Source organism: Vibrio sp. R-1 (assembly GCF_035615595.1).
Classification (GTDB): domain Bacteria; phylum Pseudomonadota; class Gammaproteobacteria; order Enterobacterales; family Vibrionaceae; genus Vibrio; species Vibrio cholerae.
Genome location: NZ_WPDC01000017.1, coordinates 24,950 through 41,434 on the forward strand (window position 1 = coordinate 24,950; position 16,485 = coordinate 41,434).

Here is a 16,485-nt window from a genome sequence, read left to right on the forward strand (position 1 = left end):
CTTACCCTCTGTTGAGTACATAGTTCTGATCCATGCCCGCTTGACCTTTCAGTGTCTTGGTATCGACATTGACAAAGCTCGTATCTGGCTTGGCACGGTTCATGTACATACTGGTTCCAATCCCAGCCAACGTCCCTACAGCCTGAGCATTCGCACTACGTCGGTTAAACGCTGTGGCGGCATCGCTTGTGGCTTTTTTCAAAGAGAGCCGCGCGGTCTCTTCCATACCAGCCAAGCCTTCGGCTTTCTGACCAGCACCGAGAGCGACGATATCTTGCTTACCCACCACATACTTGTCCTGCTCATTGACTTGAGCGCGGTTTACGGTATCGCCCTGAGCGAGAGTTTGGTCTGTCGCCAAACGGCTTAACGTTGCTTTAAATGTTCCGGAGCTCGGATCAACACCGGAGGCAACAAGATTCTCAGTGGCCGTCTTTCGCGCTTGGCCGTACTCGCTTTGATAATTTAAATCTGCCGCCTGTTTCACGTCGGCCATATTGGCCTCTGAGTTAAGGTTGTTCACTCGCCGTATGAAGATATCTTCAAACGCTTTGAGCTCTGTGTTGTATAAGTTCCACTCTTTCACCGCAACTTGGGAAGCGGCGATTTCCGCCGCGGTTTCCTGAACGCGGCCATCTTTTTTCCCACCCATTAGATCTCCTTGCACCAAGTCTCAACATCACCGGTTTCGATACAACAAAACCCACCGTCAATAAGGCTTACTTGCAAAGCTTTCACGGCAGTATTCAGCAGTAACCTCTTGGCCTTTACCCGCTTAGCTAACTGCTCTACGGTCGGTAAATGGCGCTTAAACGCACCTTTTCTATTGCTCCAAGCAAACAGTACCCATACCTGCATTTCACCATTGTCCAAACTGGGCTCAAGGACGAAGAATCCCTCCTCCACCAAAAACAGCGAAGCCCTACCATTGAGTAGGGCTTCATCCACTTGTTTGGCGAACCAGTGCTGGTTGCGCTTCTCGGTCTGTTCCATCAACGGCAATACTCGAGAACGCCACGATTCGTATGACAGTTTATAAAGACTCATCGACAAACCATGTTGGTCTCAATGGGCGAGACTCTTCACGTAAATCGTAACGTCGCACCGCTTCGCGATAGGCCAACATTTCAGCAAGTTTTGGCGATGTCACTAACCGCTCTCCTTGATAGGTCGCCGTTGGCAACTCCATAAAATCGGTAGCCGCAAGTTCAGCGCGCGCCCAAGCCCTTTCATTGATCTCATGACCGTCAAGCCACGTTTGCCGCAGTGCCAATCGCTCATAATAAAGTTCATCGGAGATGTTTCCGGCATCATAAGCCGCCTTGAACGTGTGCCAGTCGGTCACTTCGCCTTGGAAGTAAAAGCGATATGGCTCTTTTTCAGTTGTCACCATCATGCCATCACCTTGGGTCAATACTATTATTGATAGAGGCCGACATGTTGACGATCACCGCACCATCGTGCAGCGATGTTAAACGCAGCCGAAAGCGTAAAGATTGAGAAGCAGAGTAAGTCCAGCCCGAACCCAACAGCGAACGACGACTCGCAATGTGCGCCTCTTCGACAGCATAACCGCTGCTTCCTCCTCGGTAATAAGTCAGCGCAAAACTCACCCCAGCCACATTTACGGTTGTACCTACCGCATTGGCGGTATCGGTTCCGACAATCCTTGCCTCGGCAACGACTCCACCACTGAGATTAATGGCCTGTACAAAGATTTGTAAAAAACCAGAGCCCCCCACTCTTGGCCGCCTCACCGTAAAGTTAAATACTCCATCTGGAATAGTGCGGTAACGTGCTCGGTTCATGGTGTTAATGGACACATCCCCTGCTGGAAAAAAATCCACCGGAGCGGTCGCGCCATCACTGTAGTAGCTGGTTTCCGGCAAGGTCACACGAACCGATTCAGAGGTGACCACTAACCCGCCCCCTAACGCAGAAGGGTAAGAGAGGCTGGTCGTCGCGTTATCCCCAAATGTGGTATAGAGCACTACCGATTGATAAAAGGTGCTGGCGATAATTGTCGCCCCTTTGATCACACCACCATTAATGGTGGTTCCTTCGATGTTGCCACGAAAATAACCATTATTGGCCTGTAAATTGTTGGTTTGTAAGAGGCCGTTTGAGTGAATAAAGGTGTGATAGCCGTTATAAGGACCACCCGCACCGAATCCTGCGTCACCACCTCGCAATTGACCGGTATGAATAACAGGCGAAGCGATTTCGATTCCCACCTTCACTTCATCGGCCACAATGGTTTGTGCTTGCAGGATCTGAATAGTCGCTTTTTCAATGATCGCTTTGGGGATCACGACTGCGCCATTATCAATCGCGAATGTCGGCACTAAGGCTCCGGGCCGATTGGGATCGTAGACAAAGAATTGACTGGCACTGACTGCAACTTGGCTGGTGCCATCGCTCTTAGCAATCAAACCAATCCCAGCGCTAATCTCGCCCGCTTGCGCTTTCGCTCCCCACATTGCCTTAAATGCCACGCTCCCATCTTGATTGATGGTCGCTATCGCTTGGGCATTGGTTTGCGCGGCGGCCTTGGCGTTACCTGCGGTGGTCTCAACCGTATTCACTCGCTCGGCTAATGCTTGATCTGCATTTGCAAACACCGTTGAGACATCAAGAAGTTTCGCTTCATTCAACGCGGCTTGCGCCTCATCTCTTGCCACTGAAGATGCATGAAGCTGAGTCACTTGAGCCGCGAAGGTTTCTGTCGCACTTTTCAATTGGCGCTGGATTTGCGCGATCAGCTCTCCAGAAGCCGCCAGCTCACTATCCAGTTGTTCCAGCAAAGTCTGTGGCGCTTTAGCGCTTATCTCTTGTTGCAAGAGTTGAATAAGCTCGGATTGTTTTAGCTGCTCGGCCAGCTCATCAATCACTTGACCAATGTTTTGCGAGGTTTCACCCAGTATCCCGTTTACACCATGGTAAGGTCCCGCAAAATTCTTCGTATTGATGAAGCGAACCCAGTAATAGAATCGGCTCCCTGCATTGACCACATCAGAAAACACATTAGCCGGCGTTGTCGCCACGACTACCGCTTGAGAAAAGTCATTGTGATTTGCCCGCCATACTTCAGCGTATGCAAATCCTCTAAATTGTGGCGTATCCCATTGTACTAAGATGGCAGTAAACCCACCAAAGGCTTGCACGTGGTGGGGTGCATGCGGGACTTGAACCAAACTCGATGAAGATTCGCTATTTTGACTCACATTCGATTGCGCGTTTTTCGCATTGAGCGTAACTACCTCTTTTTCGGTCACCGCTCGGTAACGACCATCGCCACGTTGCCCAGTTAAAATTTCGACGTTTTCGTACAACGCCTCCAGTGAACGTCCTGCCCGAAAAGGCGATCGCTTTGCCATCAGTACAACTCCGAGAGGCTATCTGCCATGACAATCCGCTCGACCTGACTGGTCCCTTCTACCTTGATTTGCCATCGGCTGCCGCGTACTGCTGGCAACCGAAATGGCGCGTGAGTGAGCTCGCCCTGTTCCAGCCTGAAAATCACCTCACCATCGACGATGACCGTTACCCTTAAACGTTCAGGCGCTTTCGCTTCAAGGCGAGCGCAAGTCAAAAAGGCGTGCTGAGGAATAAGGAAAGCTTTGGTTTGCCATGTCATGGTGACCGGTTGATGGCCTCGTTGCCAAGCGTTAAGCGTATTGCCCTTAGCAATGAATAACGTATCGTCATGCAAGTAGTGAAATGCACTATCCCAAGTATTCGATAAACGTGTCAGGCTGTGCGTACTTGGGTCAAAAATAAACGCTCCGCCTTGGTATTGAGCGATATATTGACCTTCAGCAACCCACGCTTTGATCGTCGTTGGCATGAAATTCTGCCAACTCTCTCTATCCATAATGCCTTCGGTGATGACAGTCGCACTCGTTCCCGAAATCGCGACTAGGCCATCCGACGAGGCATACATCGCCATCCCGTTTATAACGACCAAGGAGGGGGCACTCACACACGCTTGCTCAACATTAAGGCGCATGCTGGTAACCATACTCGGTGTGACACCAGAAAAGAGGTATGGTTTGCCTTTAGTGACTACAACCAGTGACGTTTCAATCGGAGCGATGGCCACAATATCGTCATCCGTAACACCACGATGACTCTTACTCCACGCATAGGGCAAATAGGCTTCAGAGAACATCACCTCGTTACCCGCAAAGCCGGCGCAAATGCCATTCGCCATTGTGCACAGTCCCTGCATATTGGCATCGGGCATATCGTAGTCCCATGTTTCAAGCGGTGGTCCATTGACATTGCGTGCCGAATCTAAGTACTCGGTTTGGCTGATGGGAAGCTCAGCGACCAGTAAATAATCCCCAACTCCGCTTGCAGATACCGAACGATACAAGCGAGTGTGAGTGATATTGTGTGTGTTGACAGACATTGGCGCGAGTTGCACCGTCACCGTCGAGCCGGGTTTCTCAATCAGTACAGGGACACTCGGCAAACCCGGTGCCCCTTCTTCCCCAAAGCGTGTCACGTAGGTTTGAATATAGAGTCTGTCTTCATCATCGTAGGCGGGTAACTCGCCCTCAGGGGGATTGTCGCCGGTCGTCGCATCGACCTTAATCACAACGGGCTTACCCATAGGTCTTGGCACACCTAAGTCATACCACGCGGCTGGCATTTGACCTTGTGTAACCGCAATATCTTGTGCGGTCACCTTGGGTTTACCTTGCCCTGTCCAATAGACTCGTTGATAAGCATCTTGCGCCATCGGATTAGCAATCACACTCACGCGTTGAGTGAAGGTAAACCAATGTGAGTGTGCATAATAAAACAGCGTGACCGGTGACAGAGTCGCCAAGGTGCCATGCTCTTGATCTGAGCGCATCGGCGCAACCACGCCACGCTCATAAGTGCAGTCAAACGCCAGAGAAGCCGCTTCGTTTGGCAATAGATGAGACTCAAGGCGAGGTATTTCACCTTTCATTGTCGAGATCTCAATACGCATACGCTCCCCTTAAAAAAACAAACCCTACGGCCACAGACCGCATCGGAAAATGACTCAATCTCTCTTTCTGCATTAACTGCCGCCGGTCCAGTTCGCGAGCTCATTCAGACTCACCTTGTATTCCACCGAATAACGAAACCATGGCGAAACGCCTTGACCCGCTAAATTCATAAATCTGACGACCAACCCATTACTGATCGGCTGCACAAAATAAGGTAAGCAAGGCTCTTCAGGGATGATCTGCGGCGCGAATGGCTCAGCCAGTAAAGTCGACCCAGAAAAGGGAAAGTAAAGGTTAAAATCATTGGAGGTTTGGTTTTGGTGCCGGCCATGGCTTCTCACCACGCCATCGCTGTACACCTCAACGACTCGCCAAGCACCACTGACGCCTGCGATGTTTTCCGCAAAGACTCTTTTCAGTAATCGGCGGCTCGACTCTTTACCCACCCAGAGGTACTCAAATTCAATCACCGAAAAACTGAGGCCACTGGCCGTTTCCGCCCTGAGTTTGCGCCCCTCTCCAAACACATAACTTGGGTAACATTGTAAAACGCCCTGCCAACCTATCCCCGATCCAGCACTGACATACACTGGTCTTGGCAGCGTACCTTCTGCCCCCAAGGCAGGTAGATAAAGCTTATTCCCTCCCATTTTCAGGGTGCATCCCGAAGTGCTGGGCTGGGCAAATGAGGCGCAAACAGGTCGCCAATACTGGGAAACATCTAGCTCGTTTTCGGTCAATTCCAAGGCAAACGCGAAGAACGCCATATCAAAGAAGGCAAAACTGTTGCCCTCATTCGAGCTGCATTCCAAGCGATTACGATGAACTTTGAGTAATCGCCCCAAAGCAGCACGAGCGATACTGTGGGACCCTAGACGAACTTTGCCGCGGTTATTGGAGAGATCGATGGACCAAGCTCCACCGCTTCTCAATTCGGCCACCAACACGCGATTCACCTCATCCCACTGGTTATTCGCTATCTCTAGCGACCACTCATCCACCACGCTGTGACTCACACTGACCAATCCATCACCAAGAAAGTTATTCAGTTGGCATCCATCCACGCGAATATTGGGATGCATTGAGGCCGTGACCGAAGGATTGGTGTGTGCACGCAGCAATCGAGCTTGAGGATTTAACGACGTGAGCTTCGCACCTAAAATGGCTACTGAGCCGTAGTTAACCACTCTTTCCCCACTGGGAGAGTCGAGGGTTTCCAGATAACAGGCGTTCCCAGAGGGGCAGCTCAATACAAAGCTGCCCCCGCGAATTTGGATATTGCCGTAAGGAATAGGTTGTCCCGTCACAAAGGTGGAAGCGTTTGGGTAAGCGGCAATCAGCATTTCTGCTGTCCCAGAGCAATTGACTATCTCTACATTGCCCCCACCCTGTACCTCGACAATTTTTGACACATCATCAAATAAGCAGCCGATGAGCAGACTGGGTTTGCCTTTGACTAAATTTCTTTGTGTGAACTTCACCGAGCCAATGCGCCGCAGCACACTGCCACTGAAAATCACACTCTGCGCACCCGTGTTATTGGTGGTTACCTGCGTACAATCTTCAAAGACGCAACCAATCAACTGAACCCCGTCGGTTCGCGACTCTAAAGCGCCCTCCACCGTATGGCTAGAGAGAGACGCGGCCAGTCGAATTGCGGCATCCCCCACTTTTTTAAACTGACAGCCGATAAACGCCGTATTGGTGGCCCGACGAATATATACCCCTTGCTTACCCCACTGCGGATTGCTGTCCTCTCGCTCACCTGTCAAGGAAAGACCAATAAAAGTGACTCCGTCGACTTGGGTATCTGCGCGACCAACCCAAAATGGGTATTCGGTCGCGCCAAGCGTTCGAGTCAGGGCTCCACCAATCACTTTGACCTGATTTTTGTCGATGATGAGTGCAGAACTCGGCGCAACCATCGGCCTATCCAGATAAATGATTGAGCCGTGGGTCACCTGCTTATTGAGCCTATCGAGTCCTCGATAGACAGAGACGGGATCATTGGGATCTGTCACAAACTGGCTGGCATACAGCGTTTGCGTACCGATTTGCACAAAGCAACCTTGACCTACACCCGACCAACTTAAAAATGTGTTTACCGTCTGCTCTTCGCCATCCCAAGCTTTTAGTGCATCCAGTGCTATGACCTCTGCGCCATTATGATCCGAGAAATCTCGCTCACTATCGAACACAAAGAAGCCGCCACCGGCATAACTCCCCGCATAAAACCCCGCGACAGAAAACTGTTTCCCGTCAGTCAGCTCATAGGTCGGCAGCGCTTTTAAGTGCGAAACATGAATCACCGCAATCTGCGACGCCGCTTCAGAGCGGTCGGCATGCAGCGCAGAGCGTGAAGCTTGTTCGGTGGCAATGTGCGCCGATAGCGCCGCTTCTCTTGCTTTCGCCGTCGTGATGAGAGCATTCTCAGCCACTTGCAGCGCTTTCGCGTTGACGTTACTACTGAGCACATGGGCACTCGAATCCACACCAAAGAGCGCTTGAGTGTATAGATCCACCAGCTCTGCGGTGGATTTCTCGAGCGCATCAATCGTTTTCACCAGTGCTTCCATCGACGGCGAACTCATTAACGTGCCCCTTCACTGCTCAGGATCATCTGCGCCTTAGCATTATCGGTGGCCGTCTTATCGCCCAACGCGGTGGCAAAGGCTTGTAAATGCAACTGAGCTTTTTGGCCTTCCGCGGGATTTTGCGAATCTTTGTTATAGGCTCGGTACATCACAAAATCCGACACTACCCCTAAATAGATCTCAGGCAGTGGAAAGGCATCGCTTTCGCTCGCCACTTGTAACGTGCGTGAGTAAACCAGCTCTACATTGACTGGTGCTTGAGGCGACGGGTATAAAAACAGGGTGGTTTCATCAAGCTCATTACGCGTCCAACAAACAGGTACCCCTGCGGTTTTACGCCACTCTGGATAGAGTTGATTGAGTTTATGAATATTCACAAACTGCGCTGCCTGTTGATTGATGTGGTTGACCGCCAAAATTTGATAGGCATCCGCCGGTAGACTGACCTGATAAGAACTTGATTCGATCATCGCCGTTGTTCGAGATAAATCAGGCCGGCGAATCACCATGGCTGAAATGGCATCATTCACAAAGTCCATCAACTCAGGGCGCGACCAGCGCACATGTCGAACATCGATGAGATCGCGCGCAACGCGATCAATAAGCCCTTTAATGGTGACGCTCATCAGAAGAACTCCCGTTGACGTACCGGATTGGTAAAGACCTGTTGTTGACCCGTTTCTAAGCCAAAACGCTTAGCGCAGCGGATCGCCTCAACAAACCACGTTCGATACTCACGACCCAGCGATGGATTGTGCCAATCACTATCGGGTTGCAACATCAGACAATGGGCTGCGCCATAACAGATCGCTTGGCCATACTCATCCCAAAGCACTTTGGGTAAGGTCTGTGAGTCACGTTGCGGCTCTATCGCACAGTGGATGAAAAGATCTTTCCCCTCCCTTAGAAAGCGCAGCTCATCACGACTGGTTTGCAGATAATCAATACCTTTGATTAATGCCAAGCCTTTATCATCCACCACCGCCATCAACTCAGCGGTGGTGTACCGACCAACACTCGGTGAATTCAACTCAGAGCTACCCACAATCGCGACCACTTGGTGCGCACTAACCCTGTCGATTGTTCTCGTGTAACGCACAAGACCACTTTCTCGGCAAAACTCTTGCCCAGCTTGCAGCAAAGCACTGTGCAGTAATGGCGCAAGTGCGACATTGACCAATTGCCGAAGGGTAGGCACAAACTGTTCGATAGCGACGGTTTCCATAATCACTCCGCGAGGTTTGTCGGTTCACTCTCTTCACTCATGCGACGCAGATAATCGCGCACTCGTACTCGAAACTCTGTCACCTCTTCCTGCGCGCCTTTGGGTGCTATATCGAGTTCATTAGCAGCGATCAGCGTCTTTAACTTGGCTGAGTTGAGCTTATCGAGATCCAACTCCTCACCATTTAGCATGACAACCATGGACGCCGCTTTTTCTTCCGCCTCCTGCATTGCTTCTTGCGCTGCCCGTTGATGAGCCATCGCTTGGGCCTTTTCATCCAGAAGCTTCAGATGACCCTCTAACTCCTCTTCCGTTATCCATACGCTCGGAAAATCCAGTAGCTGATAAGCCAAATCTTGTTCAACCAACACCGGCTTATGGCGCGGAAACACCAGCCTAGAGCCAGCGACCGTGTCTTTTTTCTTTGGCTTAGGCCCGATATAGACCACAGCAATTTTATGCGTCATCACTCTCTCCCAAAAATCAAAGGAGGCTCTTGGCCTCCCTCTCTACAGTGGCTGGGCTTAATACCCAACGTTGACGTACTCCGGCAAGATGAGAAGCTCACCTGTGGCGACACCACCTTTAATGGTGACATTCAGGATGCCCTTTTCTTTGAGGTACACGGGCTTGATAGGGATCTGCTTCGCGACTTTATTGGCGACCGCTTCCCCAAGCGCTAGGGCGATATCGTTGACTTTGATATCGACGCTGACCGAGGCTCCAAGCCCATTGGTCACCAGACGTACCCCCGTCAGCTTTAAGCCAATCGGCAGCTCCAAGACGGCAAATATCGTGTCGATAGGCGTGTTTTTGGCGCTGAGTTTTCCTTCTTCAAGCGATAAATTGCCATGCGCCCCAACGTAGACGCGGTTGTTAAAGGTTTCACTTTGTCGATGAGTCATTCACATTTACTCCACTACAGGTTCACAGCCGTATCGAGCGCAATCACCCCGTGATCGTTCACGCGCCCCGTTTTGTCTTTAAAGCGAATTTTCTTGGAGCCATTCATCCAATACACCGTGACTTCGGTACGGTTACCCGCATCCACATCTTCCTCGTGATAACGGAAGGATTGGCCACCTTGCGTTTTTCCCCATGCGTATGCCAACGCCTGCCCGCCGAGTAACATGGCGCGATCTATGGTGGTGGCCGCATTGACTTGACGCACACTGGCTGCTTTATCGTTATTGGAAATCGAGACAACAGAACCAGGATTAAAACGGATCGGCATGCCTTTGTATTTGCGTACCAAGATATTGCCCCGCATCAGACAGTCGCCACGAAACACCGGATGATTAAAGTTACGCGATCGGGAAATCGCATTCGCAGTGAGGTTTTGCCAATCTTTACCTGAGGTTGAGGTATAGAAGTCACTCCATTGACGTGGGGTAACACTCAGTAAATAGAAGGGCTCATCGCCCGCCATCTTGTCGTCATTAAAACGGATTGGCTGCAGTGGATGAGGCATCTCTTCAAGGTAGAGACCGATATTATCCAATGTTTCAATCGAGAAAATATCCGCCGCATCGAGCCCTTCAAAGGAGGTCGCATCGCCCCCAAAGAAGTGGCGATCATACGTTGGCGGCAAGACATCATTGACCATGATCTCGGCAAACTCAGTATCACTTTCTAAAGGCACAATGATGTCATCGGTCGCATAATCCCCCCGCGCTCCGGCAAGGTGCACTGTCGTAACCTGATCTTGCAGCGTATTCACGTAATCCGGCAGTAAAGCTCGAGTGAGTTTACGCAGTGGATGGCGAGTCTTTTGCTGCGTCATCTTACCGCCAGAATCCACTTGATGGCGGCCTTGGTTGATTTTCAGTGAGAAGTCCGCGAACTCTAAACTTTCACCCCGTCCGGCAATTCGGCGATCGCCCATGGTCGGCTTTTTCGTCAAACCATGCACAATCTGCATTTCTACCTCATCCCCTGCCGATTTACTTAAGTCGGCGCAGCGGACAATCGGAGCATGAGGTGAGGTTTGCTCATTGCCTTTTTTATTACTGGTTACACTCTGCGGCGCATCTTCGGTCAACATATTGGTAAACGAGCGATTGCGCAGGGTCGCTTTGAACAGCGCGGTTTCCTGTAACTTCACGCCGTCAGTAATGGTTGTCATACTTTCACTCCAATAAAAAAGCCCCAGCGTGTCAGCTGAGGCTTAGTGTTTGAAAAACGGGTTTAGAATCCAGCGTTATAAAGCAGTTGCTCGATTTGCGCTTCACTGAGAGAGTCAAACAATTTACCCAACTCTTCGTGATTAGCACTCTGTACCCGGTTCATCAGATCGGAATCCCCCGTGCGATGAGTATTGCCAAGCTCACTCGGTGACGCAGGCAAAGCGTTTTTCGCTTTACGGCTTGCTTCTTGCGCCGCGCTCAGAGCCTCTTGGGCTGACAATTTAGGTTCATCACCAAATGCCTGTCGTACCCGCTTACTGACCTCTTCAAATCGCTCGGCGTAGCTTCGATTCGTCCATTCAGAACTTGAAGCCAAATGGTCATCAATTTGCTGCGCGGCATTCCAACGCGCCCCACCTTCACTCATCCACAACTGCAGATCCGCGTTTGCTTGTAGCGCCGTCGTCAACTCAGCGTTGTCCACTGGCGCGGCGCTTTCAGTCTCCGGTGATGTGGTCGAGGCCGCCACCGTGCCGCTAGAAACCAACGCCTCAATTTTGTTATTCATAGCCAAAAAGAAAGGGGCGAGCTCGGGGTAATCCTCCTGTAACGCAGCAAGTTTTTTTTCATCAATGGTGACATCTTCAGGTAAGTCAGCCGGCGCAACGCCCAATTCCTCGAGTTGTTTGTTACGCACATCAATCATGCGCTGCGCTTTTTCAAGCTGCGCTGAATGCGCTTTTAACTCTTCAAGCTCTTGGCGAAGCTGAGCTTTTTCTTGCCGCTCTCGCTCGAGCACCTCCATCGGGATAATGTGCTTTTGGTCTTTGGCGAGAATACCGTCTGGCTTTGCGTTAGGCTCTGCAGTTGGCGAGGCTGCATCGGTATCGCCGTCTAAACCTTCCACACTTTGCGATTGTGAAGAGGGAACAAGGCGCTCGTCAGCGCCTTGTTCCTTCTCGACTGTTGGGCGACTTTCTTCCGCTTCCATCGATTCCAACAAAGCTTCCAGCTCTTCCAATGTTTCATTACCAGTGACGGCAATCGTGTCTTGATGGGTATTCATGGTGACTCCTTTGATTAGACGTGTCGCTGTCTGTGCGGTTAAGCGCTCTCGAAAAAACGCTTAGCGACAAAAACAACAAAGCCGAGCACAAGGCTCGGCACTGAATACTCATGGGGACTATTGCTCGCTGGACTCGAAATGCTGGCAAACCTGCATGGCGGCAGCGTAATCACAGATCATGCAGGCGTGATTTTGTGTGGCCAGTGCGGTGATAATGGCGCTCGCTTCCAGTTCGACTACTTGGCTCGCCTGAAGCATCAGCACCTCCTTTTCTGTATTTAAAAACACCGCCAGCTTATAGCCCTGAACCTCAACCGCATCAGGAAATCGGGATATAAAACGCATTTGCCACTCGGGCAGCGAAAGAAAAGCATACATCTGATAGAGGCTCACACCCGTCTCCACATCGCTTTGGTATGGTTGATAATGGTCAGCGAATTGCCGTTATCTGGCTGGCTTCTTTGAATGGCACTCTCTTTCTGATCCAAGGGATACACCGCCCCTTGAATGATGAGCTCGCGGATCTGCCCTCTTGTGAAAAGTGAGGTGGTCCAAGAGCGCATCATACGAGTGACGGTGAGCGGCGTTTGAATACCTTCACGGCTGACTTTCCATTCGCCATCAACCCCAATGGAGGCCACTGACCCCACCCGTTTCAGCCGGTAATGGTGAGGCTGAGACGCATCAAACTGATTGGTCAACCAAGAGACAATTGCGCCACCGATATAGCACTGGATCCCACTGCCACCTTGAAGCAATCGAAAGAAATTATCGACCGTCTCTCCAGAAAAGAGCGCTTGAAAACTGTCGTTTCTTAACCCTTCGGCCTCAATAGAAATATCAAAATCACCAGTGAAAACCATAGGATTATCCAATACGGCATATTGCGTTAAACCATCAAAATATGGGGCGTAGCGTTCGCGGCTCACCAAGACTCGGCGTACCCAAAGTGGCTGTTGATCGACCATGCTTACACCAAGGAAAAGAGGGCATTATTTGGAACAAGGTACCCGCTACGCAAGATCACCAGCTCATAGTGACCTGTCGCAGTGAAGGTTTGTGCGGTGATCCGCTCACCATCGAGCTCATATTGCAGTTCGACGGAGCCACCCACCTCAGCTTTTACCAATAACGAACGAAACGGCTTGGATTTATCCACCAAGACTGTAAGTTCATGCGCGATACTTTTCATCAATACTCCCGCTTACAACGACTCTAATTCCGCTTTAAATGCGGCAAGCTTTTCTGCCGAAGCTCGGTCAAGGCAAAGTCCGCCATCAGCGAGCTCAATCACGGTCAGGTTGGTTGGCCACATCGGCGAAGGTTTTCTCACTGCGCTGCACGAGACCACCATTAGCAATATGCTCACTAGGAGAATCGGTTGCCGCTTGTTTACGCGACCGATTAATTGAATCCAAAATCGCATTCACTAGCCTCATCAAAAGGGATAACCACTCGTTCATGGTGTTACTCGATACACACCATCACTTCACATACCGCCTGTGACACCAGCGACTGAAACTCCGGCGATATCTGGTAGCCCAATGACAGCATCAGTGCCGCCAATAACGCCACCAACGCTCGGATCACTTTGCGGCTTTTCAAAATAAGACCTAGCTTATCCATAAGTTCCCCTTAAAGGTCATTATCCACTGCGGCGAACAGCAAGCACTGCGCGACTCGGCGCATCCACCCTCGTCCGTATTCGTTGAAGGTCGAGACTTTGGTGTAAAACGTGATGCGATAGACGATGTAGCGCATTAGTAAATCATTGAGATCCATCGTTTGTGTCGCCGACAGCGTCTTCGGGCCGATAATCCCGTCAGGCTTTTCACCCACTGCGTTTTGCAGCATTTTCACGGCACGATGCCAACCATGCTGCACCGCAGCATCAAAAAGTTGGTATTGCATCGCCGGACGAAAACGCGCCATACCGAGTGCTTGCCACCAATCCTCGAAGTAAATCGCCTTCACCTGCTCATAAGAGAGGTTTTTGATATCAAGATGTGGGTAAGTCATCGCGGCAATACCACGATTGGTGCCCTTAAGCTCACCAACGCCGACACGTCCTCCCGTCCAGTTGCCGCGATCTTTGGGGTCACATTGAAAGCCACCTTCGTGGGGCATGAGACGTTCGAACACCACATCAAACATGACGTTTCTCCAATAAAAAGCCCCCACATCCAACCAAGCATGTGAGGGCAATACAAAGCATTCGGCGTTTAAGGCTGATTTGAGATAGAGCTAATAAATTTGCGCTCAAAAATGGCAAGGATCCGCGAGCCAGCGTAACCACTGATACCACAAGCAAACCCCGCCAATTCTTGCGGCCATTCAAAGTACATTGCGGCCAAAGCACACAATGCGCCCGCAAATCCAGAGACGATGATTTGCATCAGCGCTTCTACCCAACGAAAGGGACGATTCTTTTTGCGAATATCGATGATGTAAGTCACCAGCCCTCCCCAAATCGCCATCAGCGCAAGGCCTATGGATTGGAGTTGGGTCCAGCTCTCCGGCTCTTTCAATGGCATCTCAACTCCCGACAGCCAATAAAAAACCCCGCCAATGGCAGGGCCCAGAAACAAAAAAGCTGCCCGGAGGCAGCTTTGGTATTGTTGGAAAATCTACCGCAAATTGGAGGGAAACTCAAGAGTTACCATCTTTAGAATTTGAGGTTATAAGACTGTAACTTGTAGCCATCTAAAAACTCATTCATTCCAACAACACTCCAACCATTACTCCTAGCATCATTAATATCATTTTCTGATATAGCAATACCAAACTTATGTTTCGGCCATGCTAACTCCAGATGAGCGGCTAATTTACCAGAGCTATCTTTTACTAAATAATTAACCACAGGTAATTTTAAACCAGCATCTCTACATGCATGTATAACGCCGTGTAAACCGGGATCAGCATAATCGAACAATTCTTTCCATGTCATTAATCTATCTAAAAGGCCTTGTTGCTTACGCAAATCATTAATAGTTTGGCGCTCACGATGACTCAGAGTCATATGTTCATGCATAGGCTGTTTACTATGACAATCAATACAAAGTGCTTTTAAATTCGAAGGCCTATTGTCAGATTTAACACCATTTATATGATGAACATGTAAAAGTGCTCTATGAGAACGCATGTTCACGCCGCATTGTTCACATTCAAAATTTTTCTCAACTCTATAATGAGAAGATATTTTGGCCCAATCACTTGGGTAGCCGCTTTCCGCTGTTTCAGCAATCCTTGAAGGCATGTGAGGAAAAAAGGAACTGTAGGTTGAAAAGAACTCTGTCATGCTAAAATTATTCAGTATTTTGTTACGTTCTTCACCTGTAGACCACCCTCTATAGTTCAAAGCACTGAGACAACTTTTGCAGACTCTCAATATCGCTTTTCCTTCAATTCCATCTCCAGAAATCAAAAACTCTCCTGAGGTATCATTAGTTGCAACGTACCTTTCAAATCGTCCTTTAGATCTCATTTTCTTCAAGGCTGAACAATCTGCAACATGGAATTTATTACCTGAATATGGAATATTAATTGCAGATTGAGTCATTGAACCATGATCCTTTATATATAAAAGAACCTGTCTACCTTTGTAACTGAGCAGCCCCGAATCAATATCAACATCTTTGAGTTCGACATCCTTACCTTGTGCTAACTCATAATCAATCTTATTTATCGGTGTGACTTCGCGTACCCACGCGAATATGCCTTTTTCATCAGGCTTCATTTCGGCGATAGCATTTTTCAGAGAGAGTAGATTGAGAATTAACTTCATTCTGCCCCCAGTATTTTCAAGATCTGTGCCTCCGCATTTGTGATCACTCGAAACGATACTCTACGGGAGCGTTTTTCATCTTCTAAACCATTTTTAATAACTGCTTTCGATGATGAATAACCAACAGCAGCAACGTTATTCTTTACCCATCCGTAATGATTTATTCTCACTTTATCAATAGCCATAACATAGCTAAGAACAGCACGCGTACGTGACTGAGACAATCCCATATTATTGAAATAGGCTTCATAATCGCTTGAATCATGGTTCCAACGACTAGAGGTATGCCCTTCAATCTTAATTTCTTGAATTGTTGGCTTATACTGTTCAAGGACTTCAAGATAACGAGGAAAAAAGTCATTGAGAATGATTTGAAATTGCTGCGTCAAATCAGCTTTACCATTAGCAAAAAGCACTTCAGGAGCTGTAAAATTTACACTTAGCGTATCTCTATCTATCTCCGCTCCCCACTTTTCAAGATCTTTGGAAAATTCGTCTAATAGTGAAACATAAATCGCATGTTGAGTTTTTTGATAAGCTTCAGCAACATCTTTTATTTTGTCACGTTCAACCACTGCATCTCGCATTAAAGCTACAGATATAAAGAGGAAAACCATCATCAAACCAGCCATGAGATCTGATACTGACATCCAATGTTCACCACCTTGTTCGGCAGTTTTAGAAACACCAAATAATTTTTCCATG

21 protein-coding genes are annotated in these 16,485 nt (G+C 49.3%); all 21 read right to left on the minus strand.

What is annotated here, in order from left to right:
* Position 1: 1 nt before the first annotated feature.
* The 21 genes from GOU96_RS05920 to GOU96_RS06020 all read right to left on the minus strand — a co-directional run bounded on the left by GOU96_RS05920 (position 2) and on the right by GOU96_RS06020 (position 16,484).
* Entirely contained in the window at positions 2-652 is a 651-nt protein-coding gene (locus GOU96_RS05920) for a hypothetical protein (protein WP_267782665.1), read from the minus strand.
* A complete protein-coding gene (locus GOU96_RS05925; RefSeq protein ID WP_148518024.1) occupies positions 652-993 on the minus strand; it encodes a hypothetical protein in 342 nt (113 codons plus the stop codon). Before GOU96_RS05925 ends, GOU96_RS05920 begins: the two co-directional genes overlap by 1 nt.
* Before the next feature lie 40 nt (positions 994-1,033).
* Positions 1,034-1,396 (minus strand): hypothetical protein, encoded by a 363-nt coding sequence (locus tag GOU96_RS05930; RefSeq protein ID WP_054104109.1) that lies wholly within the window; start codon positions 1,394-1,396, stop codon positions 1,034-1,036.
* 4 nt (positions 1,397-1,400) lie between these two features.
* Positions 1,401-3,377, minus strand: coding sequence for a phage tail tip fiber protein (locus GOU96_RS05935; protein WP_267782669.1), 1,977 nt, complete (start codon positions 3,375-3,377; stop codon positions 1,401-1,403).
* Entirely contained in the window at positions 3,377-4,984 is a 1,608-nt protein-coding gene (locus tag GOU96_RS05940) for a hypothetical protein (protein ID WP_267782671.1), read from the minus strand. The genes GOU96_RS05935 and GOU96_RS05940 overlap by 1 nt, the downstream gene beginning before the upstream one ends.
* 72 nt (positions 4,985-5,056) lie before the next feature.
* The gene (locus GOU96_RS05945; RefSeq protein ID WP_267782674.1) at positions 5,057-7,576 is read right to left on the minus strand and encodes a right-handed parallel beta-helix repeat-containing protein; all 2,520 of its coding nucleotides are present in this window, start codon (positions 7,574-7,576) and stop codon (positions 5,057-5,059) included.
* Positions 7,576-8,205 carry a DUF6682 family protein gene (locus GOU96_RS05950; protein ID WP_000117292.1) on the minus strand — a complete coding sequence of 210 codons (630 nt, stop codon included), beginning with the start codon at positions 8,203-8,205 and terminating at the stop codon, positions 7,576-7,578. The genes GOU96_RS05945 and GOU96_RS05950 overlap by 1 nt, the downstream gene beginning before the upstream one ends.
* Positions 8,205-8,804, minus strand: a complete 600-nt coding sequence (locus GOU96_RS05955) for a hypothetical protein (protein WP_148506732.1) — start codon at positions 8,802-8,804, stop codon at positions 8,205-8,207. The genes GOU96_RS05950 and GOU96_RS05955 overlap by 1 nt, the downstream gene beginning before the upstream one ends.
* Before the next feature lie 2 nt (positions 8,805-8,806).
* On the minus strand, positions 8,807-9,271 hold the full coding sequence (locus GOU96_RS05960; RefSeq protein WP_267782678.1) for a hypothetical protein: 465 nt from the start codon (positions 9,269-9,271) through the stop codon (positions 8,807-8,809).
* 57 nt (positions 9,272-9,328) lie between these two features.
* On the minus strand, positions 9,329-9,709 hold the full coding sequence (locus tag GOU96_RS05965) for a hypothetical protein (RefSeq protein WP_061050733.1): 381 nt from the start codon (positions 9,707-9,709) through the stop codon (positions 9,329-9,331).
* Between the two features lie 14 nt (positions 9,710-9,723).
* Positions 9,724-10,929, minus strand: a complete 1,206-nt coding sequence (locus GOU96_RS05970; protein ID WP_000207893.1) for a DUF4043 family protein — start codon at positions 10,927-10,929, stop codon at positions 9,724-9,726.
* Positions 10,930-10,991: 62 nt separating this feature from the next.
* Positions 10,992-11,996: an ATPase gene (locus GOU96_RS05975; protein WP_267782564.1), complete on the minus strand. Its 1,005-nt coding sequence runs from the start codon at positions 11,994-11,996 to the stop codon at positions 10,992-10,994.
* Positions 11,997-12,113: 117 nt separating this feature from the next.
* Positions 12,114-12,374, minus strand: a complete 261-nt coding sequence (locus GOU96_RS05980) for a hypothetical protein (RefSeq protein WP_071187004.1) — start codon at positions 12,372-12,374, stop codon at positions 12,114-12,116.
* Between the two features lie 11 nt (positions 12,375-12,385).
* Entirely contained in the window at positions 12,386-12,964 is a 579-nt protein-coding gene (locus GOU96_RS05985) for a hypothetical protein (protein ID WP_071186990.1), read from the minus strand.
* A gap of 2 nt (positions 12,965-12,966) precedes the next feature.
* Positions 12,967-13,188, minus strand: coding sequence for a hypothetical protein (locus GOU96_RS05990; RefSeq protein WP_000835322.1), 222 nt, complete (start codon positions 13,186-13,188; stop codon positions 12,967-12,969).
* Between the two features lie 94 nt (positions 13,189-13,282).
* Positions 13,283-13,459, minus strand: a complete 177-nt coding sequence (locus GOU96_RS05995; RefSeq protein WP_001007095.1) for a hypothetical protein — start codon at positions 13,457-13,459, stop codon at positions 13,283-13,285.
* 4 nt (positions 13,460-13,463) lie between these two features.
* Positions 13,464-13,622 (minus strand): hypothetical protein, encoded by a 159-nt coding sequence (locus tag GOU96_RS06000; protein WP_267782558.1) that lies wholly within the window; start codon positions 13,620-13,622, stop codon positions 13,464-13,466.
* A gap of 9 nt (positions 13,623-13,631) precedes the next feature.
* Complete coding sequence (locus GOU96_RS06005; protein ID WP_267782555.1) at positions 13,632-14,150, minus strand: glycoside hydrolase family 108 protein; 519 nt, start codon at positions 14,148-14,150, stop codon at positions 13,632-13,634.
* A gap of 68 nt (positions 14,151-14,218) precedes the next feature.
* Positions 14,219-14,530 carry a phage holin family protein gene (locus tag GOU96_RS06010; protein WP_001128531.1) on the minus strand — a complete coding sequence of 104 codons (312 nt, stop codon included), beginning with the start codon at positions 14,528-14,530 and terminating at the stop codon, positions 14,219-14,221.
* A gap of 131 nt (positions 14,531-14,661) precedes the next feature.
* Entirely contained in the window at positions 14,662-15,780 is a 1,119-nt protein-coding gene (locus GOU96_RS06015; RefSeq protein ID WP_005524963.1) for an HNH endonuclease, read from the minus strand.
* On the minus strand, positions 15,777-16,484 hold the full coding sequence (locus tag GOU96_RS06020; protein WP_000413035.1) for an OmpA family protein: 708 nt from the start codon (positions 16,482-16,484) through the stop codon (positions 15,777-15,779). The genes GOU96_RS06015 and GOU96_RS06020 overlap by 4 nt, the downstream gene beginning before the upstream one ends.
* Between the last annotated feature and the right edge of the window lies 1 nt (position 16,485).